Genomic DNA, 19412 nt, shown 5'->3' with positions numbered 1-19412 from the left:
AATCCTAGAGCATCGCCTCGAAGGCGAGGGCGGCCTTGGAGCGGTAGCGCTCCTTGTGCCGCAGCGAGCGAAAGGCCCGTTCCGGCAGGTCGAAACCGACGGGCAGGAGCCGGCCGGCGGCGATGTCGTCCGTCACAACGGAAAAGGATACCGCCGTCAGCGCGTCGCCGCTCAGCACCGCGCTGCGCACCGCCTCGTTCGAGGGCAGCGACAGCGCCACATCCAGTGCATCCTCCCTCACGCCGTGACCGGCAAGTGTCGCGATCAGCGCGCTGCGGGTGCCGGAGCCGGGTTCGCGCAGCACCCAGCGGGCTGTGGTGAGCATCGCCGCATCCGCCGGGCGGCCGGCGAGCGGATGGCCTGACGGCGCGACGATCACCACCCGGTCATGGGCGACGATGCGCTGGGCAAGTACTGGATGATCCACTATACCCTCGACGAAGCCGAGTTCCGCCTGCCCCTCCAGCACAGCGTCCGCCACCTGCTCGGTGTTGCTGGCGCCGAGCCTGATATCGATGGCCGGATAGTCCGCCTTGAAGCGCATCAGCCGGGGCGGCAGCCAGGAGCCGGCGACGGTCTGGCTGGCCGCCAGCGTCAGCGTGCCGCGCTTCAGGCCGCCGATCTCGGTGAGGAAGAGGTCCGCGCCCGCCGCCCGCGCCAGCGTCGCCTTCGCCTCGGGCAGGAAGGCTGCGCCCGTTTCCGTCAACTCGATCCGCCGCCCCGTGCGGTGGAACAGCGCGATGCCGTAGCGCTCCTCTAGCACCCGGATCGCCGAGCTGACGGCCGAGGGCGTGAGATGGAGCGCTTCGGCCGCTTGCGTCAGATGCTCGCGCTCGGCCACGGCGATGAAAATGCGGAGTTGCTCAAGCGTCATCATTTGTTCGATCCAGTCGAATGAAACATCCGATATTTGCCGATGGATCGAATGGATTTTCAAGCGCACTTTTGGCGCATGGAAAATTTGATCAAGAATCGCAGGAATTTTGGAAACGCATCCCTGTTTCCGGGCGTGCTGCTCTCGGCCTTGGTCTCCGGCCTCGCATTCTGCGCCGAGCAGCTGGAACGATGGCTGACGGGTGGCGCCTGGGTCGAGGCGCTGGTGCTGGCAATCCTGATCGGTGCGCTCTGCCGTCTCGCGCTGCGCCGGCCTGCCCTGTTCGACCCCGGCATTGCCTTTTCGGCAAAGTATTTCCTGGAGATTGCCATCGTGCTGCTGGGTGCAAGCGTGAGTGCTGCAGCGGTGACGGAGATGGGCCTGCCGCTGATCGCGGCCATTGCGGTTGTGGTGGGCATCGCCCTCAGCGCAAGCTATGCGATCGGCCGTGGGCTTGGGTTATCGCGCCCCGTCGCGCTGCTCATCGCCTGCGGCAACTCGATCTGCGGCAATTCGGCGATCGCGGCGACCGCGCCGGTCATCCGGGCGGATGCGGAGGATGTCGCCTCCTCCATCGCCTTCACCGCGGTTCTCGGCATGCTGACCGTGCTTGCTCTGCCGGCATTGGTGCCGCTGCTCGGGCTTTCGGCGACGGGCTATGGCGTGATGGCGGGCATGACGGTCTATGCGGTGCCGCAGGTGCTTGCCGCCACCGCACCGGTTTCTGCGCTGAGCATCCAGGTCGGCACCTTTGTCAAGCTGGTGCGGGTGCTGATGCTCGGCCCCGTGATTTTCCTCTTGTCGCTCGTCTCGGGCAAGGCGCGGGGCGAACGCCCGGCGCTGCACCGGATGGTGCCCTGGTTCATCCTCGGCTTTCTCGCGCTGCTCGTTGCGCGCAGCACTGGCCTCGTCGATGCCGCCTTGGCCGCCCGCATGAACGGTGTGGCCACGGGGCTGACGATTTTGTCGATGGCAGCCCTTGGCCTCGGTATCGACCTACGCAGGGTGATGCACGCGGGGCCGCGGGTGACAGTCGCAGTCGTGCTGTCGCTCGGTGTGCTGGTGGCGGCAAGCTATGCCATGGTGCTGCTGCTCAACCTTGCGACGGCCTGAAGTCTCAGGCCGCGTTTTCCCGCGCGGTCGCCGGTATGTAGTTGAGCACCGGCCCCAGCCAGCGCTCGACCTCGCCGACCGCCATGCCCTTGCGCCGCGCATAGTCCTCCACCTGGTCGCGCTCCACCTTGGCAACGCCGAAATAGTAGCTCTCGGGCGAGGCGAGGTAGAGGCCGGAGACAGAGGAGCCCGGCCACATGGCAAAGCTCTCGGTCAGCGTCACGCCGATCTCCCTTTCCGCATCGAGCAGGCGGAAGAGCGTCGTCTTTTCCGTATGGTCTGGCTGGGCGGGATAGCCGGGTGCGGGACGGATGCCGGCATAGGGCTCGCCGATCAGGTCGGTCGGGGTGAAGGTTTCGTCCGGTGCATAGCCCCAGAGCTCCTTGCGCACAACTTCGTGCATGCGCTCCGCAAAGGCCTCGGCAAAACGGTCGGCGAGCGCCTTGACGAGGATCGAGTTGTAGTCGTCGTTCGCCCGCTCGAAGCGCTCGGCAATGGCGATCTCGCCGATGCCGGCCGTCACGACGAAGCCACCGAGATAATCCTGTTTGCCGCTGCTGACGGGGGCGACGAAATCCGAAAGAGCCACGTTCGGCCGGCCGTCGCGCTTTGAGAGCTGCTGGCGCAGGGTGAAGAAGGTGGCGAGATCCGTGTCGCGCGCCTCGTCGGCGAAGAGCCTGATGTCGTCACCCACGCTGCCGGCCGGCCAGAAGCCGACAACGGCCTTGGGCGTGAACCATTTTTCCGAAATGATCTTTTCCAGCATGGCCTGTGCATCGGCAAAAAGCTGGCGGGCGGCGGCGCCCTGCTTTTCGTCGTCGAGGATTTTCGGATGGACGCCCTTCAGCTCCCAGGTCTGGAAGAAAGGCGTCCAGTCGATGTAGCGGGCGAGGTCGGCCAGATCCCAATCCTGCCAGACGCGGGTGCCGAGGAAGGATGGCGTTTTCGGCCGGTAGGCGGACCAGTCGGCCCTAAAGGCGTTTTCGCGGGCTTTCGCCAGCGGCAGGCGCTGCTTTTCGGCCTCGCTGCGCGCATGGGCGTCCGCCACCTTGCGGTATTCCGCCTTCAACGTCTCGACATAACCGGGCTTCATCTCCGGCGAGAGCAGGCTGCCGACCACGCCGACGGCGCGGCTGGCATCGGTGACATAGACGGCCTGGCCCCGGTCGTAGCGTGGATGGATTTTGACCGCCGTATGGACGCGGCTTGTCGTGGCGCCGCCGATGAGGAGCGGGATGTCGAAGCCCTCGCGCTCCATTTCGGCCGCGACATGCACCATCTCGTCGAGCGAGGGGGTGATGAGACCGGAGAGGCCGATGATGTCGACCTTCTCGGCCTTCGCGGTCTCCAGGATTTTCGTCGCCGGCACCATGACGCCGAGGTCGATGATCTCGTAATTGTTGCAGGCGAGCACGACGCCGACGATGTTCTTGCCGATATCGTGCACGTCGCCCTTGACCGTCGCCATCAGGATTTTTCCGGCGCTCTGCCGCTCGCCGCTGCCGCCATTGGCCAGCTTTTCCGCCTCCATGTAAGGCAGTAGCACGGCGACAGCCTGCTTCATCACCCGAGCGGATTTGACGACCTGCGGCAGGAACATCTTACCCGTGCCAAAAAGGTCGCCGACGACGTTCATGCCGGCCATCAAGGGACCCTCGATGACGTGCAGCGGGCGTTCGACGTTCTGCCGCGCTTCCTCCGTGTCTTGCTCGACGAATTCGGTGATGCCGTTGACGAGGGCGTGTTCCAGCCGCTTTTCCACCGGCCATTCGCGCCAGGCGAGGTCGCGTTCTCTGGCTTCCTTGCCGGCCGCACCCTTGAAACGCTCTGCGATGTCGAGCAGGCGCTCGGTGGCGGTACCGCCGGCTTTCGGCACGCGGTTCAGCACCACGTCCTCGCAGGCCTCGCGCAGCTCCGGCTCGATCGTGTCATAGACCGCCAGCTGGCCGGCATTGACGATACCCATATCCATGCCCGCCTGAATGGCATGGTAGAGGAAGACGGCGTGCATCGCCTCGCGCACCGGCTCGTTGCCGCGGAACGAGAAGGACAGGTTGGACACGCCGCCGGAAATATGCGCATGCGGCAGGGTCGCGGTGATCTCGGCCGTCGCCTCGATGAAGTCGACACCGTAATTGTCGTGCTCCTCGATGCCGGTGGCCACGGCGAAGATGTTCGGGTCGAAGACGATATCTTCAGGTGCGAGACCGGCGACTTCGGTCAAGAGCTTGTATGCGCGGGTGCAGATTTCCACCTTGCGCACCTTCGTATCTGCCTGCCCCTTCTCGTCGAAGGCCATGACGACCACGGCGGCGCCATAGGCGCGCACCAGTTTGGCATGGTGCAGGAAAGCTTCCTCGCCTTCCTTCAGCGAGATGGAATTGACCAGCGGCTTGCCCTGCACACATTTCAGGCCCGCCTCGATCACCTCCCATTTGGACGAGTCGATCATCACGGGCACGCGGGCGATGTCGGGCTCGGCGGCGATGAGGTTGAGATATTCCACCATCGCCTTGCCGGAATCGATGAGGCCCTCATCCATGTTGATATCGATGATCTGCGCGCCGTTCGCCACCTGGTCCCGGGCGACGTCGAGCGCTGCCGCATAGTCGCCCGCCGTGATCAGCTTGCGGAATTTCGCCGAGCCTGTGACGTTGGTGCGCTCGCCGACATTCACGAAGGGAATGGCCTCGGTCAGCGTGAAGGGCTCGAGGCCGGACAGGCGCATGTGGCGCGGTATGTCGGGGATGGCGCGCGGCTTGTGGCGCGCGGCGGCCGCGGCGATGGTGCGGATATGGTCGGGCGTCGAGCCGCAGCAACCGCCCACGATGTTGACCAGACCGTCGCGCATGAACCCTTCGATCTGGGCGGCCATTTCGTCCGGCGTTTCGTCATACTGGCCGAAGGCGTTGGGCAGGCCGGCATTGGGATAGGCGCAGACGAAGGTGTCGGCGACCGAAGAAATTTCGGCGAGATGGGCACGCATGGCATTGGCGCCGAGCGCGCAGTTGAGGCCGATGGAGAAGGGGTTGGCATGGCGAACCGAATTCCAGAAAGCCTCCGGCGTCTGGCCGGAGAGGGTGCGGCCGGAGAGGTCGGTGATGGTGCCCGAGATCATGACGGGCAAGTCGATGCCCTTCTCCTCGAAGACCTCGCGCGTCGCAAAGATCGCTGCCTTGGCGTTCAGCGTGTCGAAGATCGTCTCGATCAGTATGATGTCGGCGCCGCCGTCGATGATGCCGCGCAGCTGTCCGGCATAGGCGATGCGAAGATCATCGAAGCTGACGGCGCGGTAGCCGGGATTGTTAACGTCAGGCGAAATGGAGGCGGTGCGGTTGGTCGGGCCGAGCGCGCCGGCAACGAAGCGGCGCTTGCCGTCCTTCTCCTGTGCGCGCAGGCCGGCGCGGCGGGCAAGGCGTGCGCCGTCGCGGTTCAGCTCATAGACCATGTGCTCCATGCCGTAGTCGGCCTGGGCGATGGTCGTTGACGAGAAGGTGTTGGTTTCCAAAATGTCCGCGCCGGCGAGCGCGTAGCGATAGTGGATGTCCTCGATGGCGCCGGGCTGGGTCAGTGTCAGCAGATCGTTGTTGCCCTGCTGATGGCAGGCGCAGTCGCCGAAACGATCGCCGCGGAAATCGTCCTCGACCAGCTTCAGCGTCTGGATTTCGGTGCCCATTGCGCCGTCGAGCACGAGGATTCGTTCGCGCGCGGCGGCTTCAAGCGCGGCGCGGATTTCGGCACCATCCCGCTTCGGCTGTTCGGGGCCGAACAGATCGTCCAAGTGGGAAATAGCCATGGGAAAACCCTCCGGTGCAGGCAAAACTGCACCGGAGTCACATAAACATATCTTTATGTCAATATGTCTTTATGTGGTTGACCTAGTGCATTGGCCCATCCGCCCCCGCAAGCGAGGCGAACATCGCCTTGAGGCGGATGATATCGGGATCGGCGCTTCGGCAGCGGGCAAGCTTTTCCACTTCCTTCAGCGCCTCGACCGCGAGGTCGGCGCCGCGCGGCTGCCAGAGCAGCCAAGAGATGAACACGGATTCCGGCTTGCCGGTGCCGGACGGTTTGATGTCGGTGAATTGAAACATTGTTTCCCCAATCGAAAATTGGGGGATGACCGGACGCACGCTCATGGATTCTCACCCGAAGGTGACAACAAGCGCACCCTTGGGACACCCCGCCCATGGACGTTACAGACGTGTCAGGGCAGGTCTCCTGGCTTGCGGGTCATTGCCTTTGTCTCGCCTTCCCGGTGGTTCACACCAGTGGCATGGAGCGACATCGGCTCGCCGTTCACAGTTGCGGGGGCAGCGCCGGTCTTGATCCTCGTTGGAGCATCGCACCGGCTTCCCTCTTAGCTTCCGAGCCGCATGCGACTCGGAAGACCCTGACGTTTGGAGACTGGCTCGGCGCGACGGGCAAGTCAAGGATGAGAGGACATCATGCACAGGCCTGGAACTTTTTTCCCACCGGCGCATTTGGGGTTTCGCCTGCCTCCCGCCCCTTGCTCATCACGCGGTGAGGGCGTGATTCACCAAAACCGCAGATGAGGGCCGATGCCGAGCCATCCCGACACGCTCAGATGTTGCAAGTCTCTGTCCTTACGGCTAAAAAATGCCGTTTTCATGCACCACGCGGCCAGGATGCCAATCAGCGTGTCGCCTGAGCCATGTTCTTTCCGTCAGCGCCATGAGGGCGTCGCATGGTCTCATGGCTGATCGCGGCACAGAGACGAAACCTGCCCGCAAAAATCCATCCGGCGCACAGGCCTTTGCCGGATGGTTCAACATGGCCGGATCCAGATTAAGAAATATGTCCCTTCACAATACGCCGCACGCCGCCCGCGACGCAGACGCCAAGCAGATCGATTATAACGACTCGATCCGCGCCACCTATCTGACGCTGGAGGAGTTGGCCGATTGCGGTGAGGCTTTGGCGCGCGACAAGACTGCTGCGCTGCCGGGCTATCAGCCTTTCGAATTCCGTCCGCGGCATAAGGAAAACGAGAAGGAAATCTTCCGCGTCTATCAGGCGACCGCCAAGGACGTGGAAGCCGGCGCGCAGATCACACCCGCCGCGGAATGGCTGCTCGACAACTATTACGTCATCGAAGAGGCTATCCAGGAGGTCCGCCGCGACTTCCCGCGACGCTTCTACCGCCAGCTGCCGACCATCGCGATCGATGGAACGTCGGTGCCGCGCACGCTGGTGCTCGCTTGGCTTTATGTCGCGCATACCCAAAGCAATATCTCGCATGAGAGCCTGACGGCCTTCGTGCAGGGTTTCCAGCGGGTCGATGCGCTGAAGATCGGCGAACTCTGGGCGCTGCCCTCGTTCATTCGCTTCGTGCTGCTCGAAAACCTCAGGCGCATTTCCAGCCGCGTCGAGCGCTCGCGCAAGATGCGCTTCAAGGCGAACGAGGTGGCCGACGAACTGGTCCGCCTCAACGATCCGGAAAAGGCCATCGCGCATCTGCGCACCATGGAGAGCTTCGCCGAGGACAACACCTTCGTCACGCAGCTGCTCTACCGGCTGCGCGACGGTTTGCAGGCCTCGGGCGCCGTCATCCAATGGCTGGAGCGCAGGATCGAGAGCCGCGGCAGCGACCTCGAAGAGCTGATCGTCTCGGAAAACAATCGCCTGTCCTCCGGCAATGCCACGATGAGCTCGCTCATCAAGAGCCTACGCACCGTCGACGACACGGAATGGCCGGTCTGGTTCGAAAGCGTCAGCCGCCTCGACGAGGCGTTGCGCCAGGGCTCGGACTACTCCGACCTCGATTTCGGCTCGCGCAACAAGTACCGCAACACGATCGAGCGTTTCGCCCGCCGCTCCGGCAAGACGGAGCTGGAAGTCACCGAAACCGCGCTCGCCATGACGGCGGAAGACGCCGCCGCCCATGTCGAGGATCTCGACTACGAGGCCAATGTCGCTGCCTTCCTCGTCGGCAAAAAGCGCAAGCTGCTCGAAAAGCGCATCGCTTATCGCCCCTCGTTCGTTCAGCGCATCGTGCGTTTCGGCCGAAAGCTCGACTGGTTCGCCATTGCCGGGCCAAACATTCTCTTGACGCTTCTGGCGATGATCGCGGTCTTCTATTTCCTCGATCAGCTCGATATTCCGAACGGCGCCTGGCTGATCATGCTGGTGCTCTTCGCGCTGCCGGCCTCGGAAGGCGCGTCGGGCCTGTTCAACACGTTGGTCACCTTCTTCGTGACACCCTCGCGGCTCGTCGGCTATGAGTTCAAGGACGGCATTCCCGACGATGCGCGCACGCTCGTCGTCGTGCCCTGTCTGATCGCCAAGCGCGACCATGTCGACGAACTGGTGCGCAATCTCGAAGTGCACTACCTCGCCAATCCACGCGGCGAGATCTATTTCGCGCTGGTCAGCGACTGGACGGATAGTCAGGTGGAGGAAACCCCCGCCGACCTCGAAGTGCTCGAATACGCCAAGCGCGAGATCGCCGCGCTTTCGGCGCGTTATGCTTATGATGGCCGCACGCGCTTTTACCTCCTGCACCGCCGCCGCCTCTACAATCCCTCCGAAGGTGCGTGGATGGGCTGGGAGCGCAAGCGCGGCAAGCTGCACGAGCTGAACCTGCTGCTTCGCGGTGACGGCGACACGACCTTCCTACCGGGCGCCAATGTGGTACCGCCGGACGTCAAATACGTCATGACGCTCGATTCCGACACGCGCCTGATGCGCGATGCCGTGACCAAGCTCGTCGGCAAGCTGCACCACCCGATCAACCGTCCGGTCATCGATGCCGAAAAGGGCAAGGTCACCGCCGGCTACAGCATTCTCCAGCCGCGCGTCACGCCGTCGCTGACGACAGGCAAGGAAGCCTCGACCTTCCAGCGCATCTTCTCCGCCGACCGTGGCGTCGACCCCTATGTCTTCACCGTGTCCGACGTCTATCAGGACTTCGCCGGCGAAGGCACGTTTACCGGCAAGGGTCTCTACCACGTCGACGCCTTCGAAGCGGCCGTGAAGGGCCGCATCGGCGAAAACGAAGTGCTCAGCCACGATCTGCTCGAAGGCTCGCTGTCGCACTGCGCACTGGTGACCGATGTCGAGCTCATCGAGGACTTCCCGACCCGCTACGGCACGGAAACCTCGCGCCAGCATCGCTGGGCGCGTGGCGACTGGCAGCTCCTGCCCTATCTGTTCAACCCGGCCAACGGCATTTCCATGCTCGGCCGCTGGAAGATGTACGACAATCTGCGCCGCAGCCTCATCCCCATCGGCTGGCTCGTCGCCTCCGTCATGGGCTGGTACTACATGGAGCCGCGCCAGGCGCTGATCTGGCAGCTCGTGCTGATCTTCCTGCTCTTCGTCGCACCGACGCTCTCGCTGATCTCCGGCATCATGCCGCGCCGCGGCGATATCGTCGCGCGCGCCCATGTGCACCGGGTCATCTCCGATATCCGCGCCTCCAATGCCCAGGTTGCGCTCCGTATCGCCTTCATCGCCCATTCGGCGGCGCTGATGGCGGATGCCATCGTGCGCTCGGTCTATCGCACCTTCGTAAGCCGCAAGCTAATGCTGGAATGGCGCACGGCCGCCCAGGCAGACAGTGCGGCACGCGGCGGCATCCTCGACCATTACAAGGCGATGTGGCAGGCGCCGGCGCTTGCCGTGCTTTCCGTGGCGCTCGCCATGATCTCGGATACGGGCCTGCCCTTCATCGGTGTGCCCTTCGCGCTCGTCTGGGCGCTCTCGCCGGCCATTGCCTGGTATGTCAGCCAGACGGCCGAGACCGAAGACCAGCTCGTCGTGTCGGATTATGTCGCGACCGAGCTTCGCAAATATGCCCGCCGCACCTGGCGCTATTTCGAGGATTTCGTCACCGCCGAGCAGCACTATCTGCCGCCGGACAATTTCCAGGAAACGCCGCAGCCGGTGCTCGCCGAACGCACCTCGCCGACCAATGTCGGCGTCTACCTGCTCTCGGTCATTTCCGCCCGCGATTTCGGCTGGATCTCGTTCGAGGAGACGGTCCGCCGCCTCGAACAGACCATCGCCACCATCGACGGCATGCCGAAGTACTGCGGCCACCTCTACAACTGGTACCGCACCAACACGCTTGAAACGCTGGGTCCGCGTTACGTTTCGGCCGTGGACAGCGGCAACCTCGCCGGCCACCTCATCGCGATCTCCTCGATGTGCCGCGAATGGGCGGAAGCGCCCTCGGCGCATCTTCAGGGCAGCCTCGACGGTATCGGTGACGTGGCCTCGATCCTCTCGGAAACGCTGAAGAAGCTGCCGGATGACCGCAAGACGGTACGTCCGCTACGCCGCCTCATCGAGGAGCGTATCGTCGGCTTCCACAACGCGCTTGCCGCCGTCAAGCGTGAGCACGAATTCGCCTCGATCCGCGTCATCAATCTCTCGGTGCTGGCGCGCGACGTCAACAAGCTGATCGTCAATCTCGACCACGAGATCAAGTCTGCCGACAGTGGCGAGCTTGCCAAATGGGCAGGCGCGCTGGTCGCCACCTGCGAGGCCCATATCGCCGACAGCGTCTTCGACCTCGGCTCGATCGAGGGCCTGCGCGACCGGCTCATCGTGCTGCGCGACCGTGCCCGCGACATCGCCTTCTCGATGGATTTCGGCTTCCTGTTCCGTCCGGAACGACGCCTGCTTTCCATCGGCTACCGCGTCGAGACCAACGAGCTCGACGAGGCCTGCTACGATCTTCTGGCTTCGGAAGCTCGCCTCACCAGCCTCTTCGCCATCGCGAAGGGCGATCTGCCCACCGAGCACTGGTACAAGCTCGGCCGTCCGGTCGTGCCGGTCGGCTCGCGCGGCGCGCTAGTCTCCTGGTCCGGCTCGATGTTCGAGTATCTGATGCCGCCGCTGGTCATGCAGGAACGTCAGGGCGGTATCCTGAACCAGACCAACAATCTGGTGGTGAAGGAGCAGATGAACCATGGCCGCCGCCTCGGCACGCCCTGGGGCATTTCGGAAGCGGCCTTCAATGCGCGCGACCATGAGCTGACCTATCAGTACACGAACTTCGGCGTGCCGACGCTCGGCCTGAAGCGTGGCCTCGGCCAGAACGCCGTCATCGCACCCTATGCCTCGCTGCTCGCCGCCCAGTACGCGCCGGAAGAAGCGCTCGAAAACCTCGAGCGCCTGCGTAAGCTCGGTGCGCTCGGCGTCTATGGTTTCCACGACGCCGTCGACTTCACGCCGACCCGCGTGCCGGAAGGCAAGACCTGCGTGGTCGTGAAGAACTACATGGCGCACCATCACGGCATGTCGATTGCGGCCGTCGCCAACGTCGTCTTCAACGGCGCGCTGCGCGAGCGCTTCCATGCCGACCCTGTCATCGAAGCGGCCGAGCTGCTGCTGCAGGAAAAGGCGCCGCGTGACATTCCGGTTATCAATGCCAAGCGTGAGCCGGAAACCGTCGGCAGCACGCAGGCCGACCTCTTGCGCCCGGAAATCCGCATCATCGAAAACCCCTTCGCCAAGGAGCGGGAAACCGTCTTCCTGTCGAACGGCCACTATTCGGTGATGCTGACGGCGAACGGCTCGGGCTATTCGCGCTGGAACGGCCAGTCCGTCACGCGCTGGAAGCCTGATCCGACCGAAGATCGCTGGGGCTCCTTCCTCTTCCTGCGCGACACCGTCTCGGGTGAATGGTGGTCCGCGACGGCGGAACCCAAGCGCATCGAGGGCGAGAAGACCAAGACGCAGTTCGGCGACGACAAGGCCGAATTCGTCAAGACGATCGGCTCGCTCACCAGCGAGGTCGAGGTCATCGTCGCCACCGAGCATGATGCCGAGGGGCGTCGCCTGACGCTGCTCAACACAGGCACGGAAGACCGTTTCATCGAGGTGACCTCCTATATGGAGCCGGTCATCTCGACCGACGACGCCGACAGCGCCCATCCGCTGTTCTCCAAGATGTTCATACGCACCGAGATCGGCAAGCGCGGCGACGTCATCCGCGCGGAGCGCAACAAGCGCAATCCGAACGAGCCCGACATGGCGATCGCCCATCTGATCGTCGATAATGCCGGCCCGTCGCGCCGCACCGAGGTCGAGACCGATCGCCGCCGCTTCATCGGCCGTGGCCGCACGCTCGCCACCGCCGCCGCCTTCGATCCGGGCGCGCAGCTGTCCGGCACGGACGGCTTCACGCTCGATCCGGTTCTGGCGCTGCGTCGCGTGGTGCGCGTTCCGGCCGGCAAGAAGGTCAAGGTCATTTTCTGGACGATTGCTTCGCCGAGCCGGGCAGAGTTGGATGCGGCCATCGACCTCTACCGCCATCCGGAGAGCTTCAACCAGGAAATGATTCATGCCTGGACGCGCTCGCAGGTGCATATGCGCCATATCGGCGTGACCTCGCAGGAGGCGGCGAGCTTCCAGACGCTCGGCCGCTACCTCACCTATCCCGACATGCACCTGCGTGCCGATGCCGGCACGATCCAGACGGGGCTGACGGCCCAGTCGGCGCTGTGGCCGCTGGCGATTTCGGGCGATTTCCCGATCTTCGTCCTGCGCATCAACGACGAGATCGATCTCGACGTTGCCCGCGAGGCGCTGCGCGCGCAGGAGTATCTGCGCCACCGCGGCGTGACGGCCGATCTGGTCATCCTCAACGAGCGCGCATCCTCCTATGCGCAGGACATGCAGCACACGCTTGACCAGATGTGCGAGAATCTGCGCCTGCGCGGCCAGTCCGACGGCATGCGCCAGCATATCTTCGCAGTGCGCCGCGACCTGATGGAGGTTTCCACCTGGCAGGCGCTCTTGGCCACCGCCCGCGCCGTCTTCCATGCGCGCAACGGCACGCTCTCCGACCAGATCAACCGCATGGCGATGCTCTTCTCCACGCCGCGTGGTGAAGACGATGTGAAGGCCGAAATCGTCGTTCCAAAGCTGCCAGCTCCTTCTACCACGGAGCCGGTTGCCATCGACGGCGAGGGCCTGACCTTCTGGAACGGTTTCGGCGGTTTCAACGCCGATCGCCGCGAATATGCGGTGCGCCTGCGCGGCGGAGCGGCGACGCCCCAGCCGTGGATCAACGTCATCGCCAACAGGGACTTCGGCTTCCACGTTTCGGCCGAGGGCGCGGGTTTCACCTGGAGCCGCAATTCGCGCGATTTTCAGCTGACGCCCTGGACGAACGACCCGGTCGTCAACCGCCCCGGCGAGGCCTTCTATGTGCGCGATCGCGATCGCGGGACCGTGATGACGCCGTTCGCGGCGCTGTCGCAGCGTCCGTCGGTGAAGTTCGAGACCTGGCACGGTCTCGGCTACACTGCCTTCCGCAGTTGGGAGGACGGCATCGAGCTCGATCTCGTGCAGACGGTCGATCCCGAGGATCCGGTGAAATATTCGCGCCTCGTCGTGAAGAACACCGGCGACACGGAACGCAATCTCTCGGTCTTCGGCTATGTCGAATGGGTGCTTGGCAACAATCCCGTCAAGACGGCGCCGTTCATCCTGACCAGCCATGACGAAGAGACCAGCGCTCTTTTCGCCACCAATCCCTACAGTTTCGATTTTGCCGGTCGGACCAGCTTCTTTGCTGTCGATGCGCCGCTTGCGGGCTTCACGGCCAAACGCCGCGATTTCATCGGCAAGGGCGATATCGCGTCGCCTGCGGCCCTTGCGGCGGGCCTTGCCCTTTCGGGTGCGGCCGACGGCATGGGGGATCCCTGCGCGGCACTATCCGTCGATATCGTGCTGAAGCCCGACGAGAAGCGCGAGCTCATCTTCGTGCTCGGCGATACCGCGGATGCGGAAAGCGCCAAGGCGCTGGCCGAGAAGAGCCGCGCGGCGGATTTCGACGCCGTCATGGTGGCGGTGCGGGCCTTCTGGGAAGACTTCACCGGTACCTTGCAGGTCAAGACGCCCGATGCCGCGCTCGACCGCATGGTCAATGACTGGCTGCCCTATCAGGCGCTCGGCTGCCGCATCATGGCGCGCTCGGCCTTCTATCAGGCCAGTGGCGCCTACGGCTTCCGCGACCAGTTGCAGGATACGCTCGCCTTCGTGCTGCACCGGCCGGAGCTTGCCCGCCGGCAGATCCTCAACGCCGCCTCGCGCCAGTTTATCGAGGGCGATGTGCAGCATTGGTGGCTGCCGGACAGCGGCGCCGGTGTGCGCACCATGATCTCCGACGATGTGGTCTGGCTTGCCCATGCCGTGGAGTATTATTGCCGCGCCTCGGGTGACCGCGCCGTACTCGACGAAAAGCTCGCCTTCATCGAGGGGCAGCCGCTTGCCGAGGGCCAGCACGATTCCTTCTACAAACCGGGCCGCTCCTCTGAAGAGGCCTCGCTTTACGAGCATTGCGCCCGTGCGCTCGATCTTGCGATCAAGCGCACCGGCGAAAACGGCCTGCCGCTCATTCTGGGCGGCGACTGGAACGACGGCATGAACCGCGTCGGCGAAGCCGGCCGCGGCACCAGCGTATGGCTCGGCTGGTTCCTCGCTGGCACGCTGCGCGGCTTCAGTGCCATCGCCCGCGATCGCGGTGACAATGGTCGCGCCGAAGCCTGGGAAGGCCATCTCGGCCGTCTCAAGCAGGCGCTGGAAACGGCGGGCTGGGATGGCGGCTATTATCGCCGTGGCTATTTCGACGACGGCACGCCGCTGGGCTCGTCGGAAAGCGCCGAATGCCGCATCGATTCCATCGCGCAGAGCTGGAGCGTGCTCTCCGGCGAGGGCGATGCGGAACGCTCGCGCCAGGCGATGGATGCGGTGCTGGAAAACCTCGTCGACCGGGAAAACGGCATCATCCGCCTGTTCACCCCGCCGCTTGCCGAGACGCCGCAGGATCCGGGTTACATCAAGGCCTATCCGCCAGGTGTTCGCGAAAACGGCGGACAATATACCCATGCTGCGACCTGGGTCGTGCTGGCTCTGGCGCGTCAGGGCCGGGCCGATGATGCCTTTGCCTGCTTCGACATCCTCAATCCGGTCAAGCATGCGCTCGATCCGGACGCGGCGGAACGCTATCGCGTCGAGCCCTATGTGGTTGCCGCTGACGTCTATGGCGAAGGCGAGCGCACCGGGCAGGGCGGCTGGAGTTGGTACACCGGTTCCGCGGGCCTGCTCTACCGCGCGGCCGTCGAGGGCATCCTCGGCATCCGCAAGGAAGGTGACCGCCTCTTCGTCAATCCGGTCCTGCCCTCTTCCTGGAACGGCTACGGCGCGACGCTAACCATCGATGGCAAGAAGATCACGATCCGCGTCGATCGCGGTGACGATGGTGGATGGCTCGCTAATGTGAACGGCACCGTCATCAAATCTTCAAACGAGGGTTATTTGCTCTGATCCGCAGATGTGGATCAGACTGACATGACAGACAAAACCGGACTGACGGGCGCCGTGCCGCGGCAACGCGACACGCGCCTCGATGTTTTCAGGGCCATCGCCCTTCTGACGATCTTCGTCAATCACGTTCCGGGCCAATATCTGGAACACCTAACGCACAAGAATTTCGGCTTTTCCGATTCGGCCGAGGCCTTCGTGCTGATTTCCGGCATGTCGGTGGGGCTTGCCTACGGCGCGCGTTTTGCCGTCGGCGAGCGGCTGGCGGTGACGCTGCGCATCCTGCGCCGGGCGCTGACGCTCTATGTCGCCCATATCATGACGAGCATCCTGACTTTCGCGATCTTCGCGGGCGGCGCCCTGTGGTTCGAGCGACCGGACTTGATCTCGGAAATCAACCTGCGCGCCGTCGTCGATCGCACGGAGCAGGGCGTTGTCAGCATGGTGCTGCTCGGCCACCAGTTCGGTTACAACAACATCCTCTCGATGTATGCCGTGCTGTTTCTGATGCTGCCCGGATTTCTCTGGCTCTACCGGCAGAGCGCCCTGCTTCTGCTCGCCGTCTCCGGCACGCTCTGGCTCTGCGCCGGCATCTGGCAGATCGCGCCCTCGAACTTCCTCGACGACGGCAAATGGTTCCTCAACCCGCTGTCCTGGCAGTTCCTCTTCGTCATCGGCTTCGTCGGCGTGCTCAGGGCGAAACGGGCCGGCATTCCCCGCAACAGCGTTCTGACGGTGCTGTCCGCCGCCTATCTCTTCGTCTCGATGCTCTGGGTCGTGTTTTCCTGGTGGAACATCGATTTCTCCTACGGCCTGCCTGCCGTGCTGACCGGCTTCGACAAGACCTTCCTCTCGACCACCCGCCTCCTGCACGTGCTGGCCGGCGCCTATCTTGTGGCGACAATCCCTGTCCTGTCGAACTGGGCAGCGCTGCCACTCTCCCACCCGTTGGTGGCCGTCGGCCGTCATTCGCTCGCCGTCTTCATCTTCGGCACGATCCTCGCCATGGTCGGGCAGGTGATGATGTTCGTCACAGGCAAGAGCCCCGTCCTGGGCACGCTCTATGCGCTGGCCGGCATCGCGCTGCATTTCGTCTATGCGCGGTATCTCGACTGGCAGGCCGCCGTGATCGCCAGCACCAACGCAAAACGGCAGGGCGTTCGAGGCCCTGCCGGTTAGAAGGGGCGGTCAGCCCGAAGCGTGGGCCCTGAGGCTCAGGCCGCCGTGTGGCTCTTGCGCACGTCGTCGTCCGTCAGGATGCCACTGGCGCGCAGCAGGGCGGCGAAGCGGCCGTTGCTCTGGCTGAGATCGTTAAAGGTACCCATCTCGGCGATCTGGCCGTGATCCATGAACACCACGAGATCGGCCTCGCGGACCGTCGAGAGGCGGTGCGCGATGATGAAGGTCGTGCGGTTGCGGCGCAGCTGGTCGATCGCCGCCTTCACGCGGGCTTCCGTCTCCACGTCGAGTGCGCTCGTCGCCTCGTCAAGAACGAGGATCGGCGCGTTCTTCAAGATGGCGCGCGCAATGGCGATGCGCTGGCGTTCGCCGCCCGACAGGCGGTTACCGCGCTCGCCGACATGGGTGTCATAGCCGCTTTGGCGCGAGACGATGAAGTCGTTCGCCGCCGCCGCTTCCGCCGCCGCCATGATCTCCTCTTCTGTCGCACCCTCGCGGCCGAGACGGATATTCTCGGAGATCGAGCGGTTGAGCAGGCCCGCATCCTGGAAGACGGTGGCGATCGAACGGCGCAGCGACTTGCGCGTCACCGTCGAAATATCGATGCCGTCGATGAGGATCTGGCCAGATTGCGGCTCGTAGACGCGCTGCAAGAGGTTGACCAGCGTCGTCTTGCCGGCACCCGTCGGGCCGACGATGGCGACCGTCTGACCGGCCTCGGCGGTGAACGAGACGTCGCGCACGCCCTGGGTGGCATTGGCGAAGTCGAAGCTGATATTGCGGAACTCGACCCGGCCCTTGACCTCACCGAGATCCCCGGCACCTGCCGGCTCTTCGCGTTCCTTCACGGCATCTTCCAGCGTGAAGAAGTCCTCAAGCTTCGAACGGGCCTCGAAAATCTGCGTGACGAAGGCTTTCATCTGGTCGAGGCGACCGATGAGCAGGCCGGCAAAGCCGATGAAGGCGATGACGTCACCCACCTTGATCTCGCCGCGCTGCACCAGAACCGTGCCGATGACGAGGATGGTCATCATCGAAATGGTCGAGGCGATGCGGTTCAGCGCGCTGGCAAGCGCCCACCAGTCGAGCACCGGATACTGGGCATTGATCAGCCGCTCGGCAAAGCGCTTCAGCTCGCGCGTCTCTGCCTCGATGCGGTTGTAGCTGTGCACGACCGACACGTTGCTGATGGAGTCCGACACATGCGAGAAGACGGTGTGATAGTGGTTCTCGACCGAGGCCTGACCCTCGCGGGTGCGGTTCATCACGACCTTGCCGATCAGCACGTAGAGCGCGCCGAGCACGACGAGCACCAGCGAAAGGCGGTAATCCATCGCGAAAGCGGTGGGCACGAGCAGAACGAGCGCCACGGCGGTCGCCAGATGCGTGCGCATGAATTCGAGCCAGAGGCCGAACAGCGTTTCGCAGGCGCGCAGCAGCGTGTGAAGCGCATTGGAGGTGCCGCGCTGGCTGTGCCAGGCGAGCGGCATGGAAATGATGCGGCCGAAGGCTTCCGTCAGCAGGCTGGCGCGGCGGCCATGAGCCAGCCGGTCGGCCTCGCGGGCGACGAGCACGAAAGCGATGGTGTTGAACAAGCCAAAGCCCGCCCACATCAGCAACATCGGGGTGACATTGCCCTGTGTGGAGATGGCATCGACGATACGGCCGAACAGGATCGGTTCGGCAATGGCGATCACGGCGAGCACGACGTTGGCGGCAACGACCGAGCCTACCCTGAGCTTGTAGACGCTCAGATAACTGAGCGCCCGTGCATAGACCTGAAACAAAGACACGAATGCGGCCTTTCCGGGCAAAACCTATTGTGCAGTGCGATACACGCACCCTCGATCCCTTCGCTACGGGCGTTAAGCAGCGCAAGGGGCGAAAGTTCTCCACGGCAGCGCAAATTTCATGACTCCTATGAAATGTTGCGTGATGTCTTGAGAATTGCGCGCCGTGACGTCCTTATCCGATTGATTTTCATCATTCGATCCTGCCAAGTGTATGCGGGGTAACATGAATGGGACATGACTGGCCGGAACAGGGCCGGTTATTTCTCCGAGTTGGAATGGGGCGCTTCCCGCGCAGGGCATATGAAGATCAACGTGCTGGTGCAGTTCCTTGCACTGATCGACGAGTTGCGCGGTCGTGAGGAGACAACGGCCGAATTCGAGCGTCTGCTGACGCTTTATGGTTTCGACTATTACTGGCTGAACCGGGCGCCCAAGCCGGCCGAGACCCTGTCGGACCTCATCCTCGCCGGTCGCTGGCCGCAAGACTGGCCGGAAACCTATCTTAAGAAACGCTACATGCAGGTCGACCCGACCGTGCGCTATCTCGGCCATGCCCAGACCGGCTTCCGTTGGCGCGATACGTTGAGCGCTTTTCGCACCAGCCCGCACCGCAAGCGCATGGAGCGCATGATGGTGGATGCGCGGCAGAACGGGCTGGAGGACGGGTACATCTTTCCCGTGCACGGACGGCGCGGCCTTGTCGGCAGCCTCAGCCTCGGTGGTAAACCGGTCGAGCTCGAAAGCGTCGAGCTCGGCCTTTTCGACAGCATTGCCCGACGGCTGTACTGGAAACTGATCCATATCGCCGATCCCGATATGGCGGCGCGGCTTTCGGCCATCGTCGACGTCGAATTGACGCGTCGCGAAATGGAGGCGTTGAGTCTATTGGCCGAGGGCCTGACATCGCCTGACATCGGCCGGATTCTCGGCATCTCCAGCCATACGGTCGACTGGTACATGAACGGCATCCAGGAGAAGCTTAGCGCGCGCAATCGTCACCACGCTGTCGCCATCGCCTTCCGGCTTGGCCTCGTCTCGTAAGACGGGCTTTTGGCTCTCAGCATCAACTGTTTGTTTCAAAAGGATCTATGGCGAAAAACCGCCCCTAGCGGCCGATTGGATTGTTTCCAGCGGCGCAAATCTTTTGTTCC

8 protein-coding genes and 1 riboswitch are annotated in these 19412 nt (G+C 63.7%); of the genes, 4 read left to right on the top strand and 4 right to left on the bottom strand.

Annotated elements, in window-relative coordinates:
• Positions 1 to 4: 4 nt before the first annotated feature.
• Entirely contained in the window at positions 5 to 877 is an 873-nt protein-coding gene (locus D0Y60_RS17860; RefSeq protein WP_348627863.1) for a LysR substrate-binding domain-containing protein, read from the bottom strand.
• Positions 878 to 952: 75 nt separating this feature from the next.
• On the opposite strand from D0Y60_RS17860, the gene D0Y60_RS17855 reads away from it, so the two are divergent.
• On the top strand, positions 953 to 1987 hold the full coding sequence (locus tag D0Y60_RS17855; RefSeq protein WP_117371391.1) for a putative sulfate exporter family transporter: 1035 nt from the start codon (positions 953 to 955) through the stop codon (positions 1985 to 1987).
• Between the two features lie 4 nt (positions 1988 to 1991).
• Here the strand turns inward: D0Y60_RS17855 and metH are convergent, their stop codons facing one another.
• Positions 1992 to 5783 carry a methionine synthase gene (gene metH, locus D0Y60_RS17850; RefSeq protein ID WP_117371322.1) on the bottom strand — a complete coding sequence of 1264 codons (3792 nt, stop codon included), beginning with the start codon at positions 5781 to 5783 and terminating at the stop codon, positions 1992 to 1994.
• Between the two features lie 82 nt (positions 5784 to 5865).
• A complete protein-coding gene (locus D0Y60_RS17845; RefSeq protein WP_117371321.1) occupies positions 5866 to 6081 on the bottom strand; it encodes a hypothetical protein in 216 nt (71 codons plus the stop codon).
• A 99-nt stretch (positions 6082 to 6180) separates the two neighbouring features.
• Positions 6181 to 6398: riboswitch (cobalamin riboswitch) on the bottom strand.
• A gap of 407 nt (positions 6399 to 6805) precedes the next feature.
• Here D0Y60_RS17845 and D0Y60_RS17840 point away from each other — a divergent pair.
• A complete protein-coding gene (locus D0Y60_RS17840) occupies positions 6806 to 15292 on the top strand; it encodes a glucoamylase family protein (RefSeq protein ID WP_117371320.1) in 8487 nt (2828 codons plus the stop codon).
• 24 nt (positions 15293 to 15316) lie between these two features.
• Complete coding sequence (opgC, locus tag D0Y60_RS17835; protein ID WP_117371319.1) at positions 15317 to 16468, top strand: OpgC domain-containing protein; 1152 nt, start codon at positions 15317 to 15319, stop codon at positions 16466 to 16468.
• Positions 16469 to 16503: 35 nt separating this feature from the next.
• Here the strand turns inward: opgC and D0Y60_RS17830 are convergent, their stop codons facing one another.
• Positions 16504 to 18261 (bottom strand): glucan ABC transporter ATP-binding protein/ permease, encoded by a 1758-nt coding sequence (locus tag D0Y60_RS17830; RefSeq protein ID WP_117371318.1) that lies wholly within the window; start codon positions 18259 to 18261, stop codon positions 16504 to 16506.
• Positions 18262 to 18561: 300 nt separating this feature from the next.
• Here D0Y60_RS17830 and D0Y60_RS17825 point away from each other — a divergent pair, with 300 nt between their 5' ends.
• Positions 18562 to 19302 carry a LuxR family transcriptional regulator gene (locus D0Y60_RS17825; protein WP_117371317.1) on the top strand — a complete coding sequence of 247 codons (741 nt, stop codon included), beginning with the start codon at positions 18562 to 18564 and terminating at the stop codon, positions 19300 to 19302.
• Positions 19303 to 19412: the final 110 nt, after the last annotated feature.

The organism is Shinella sp. WSJ-2 (assembly GCF_003432075.1).
GTDB lineage: Bacteria > Pseudomonadota > Alphaproteobacteria > Rhizobiales > Rhizobiaceae > Shinella.
The sequence above is the reverse complement of the archived record's forward strand: the minus strand, read 5'-3'. Positions and strand labels throughout refer to the sequence as shown.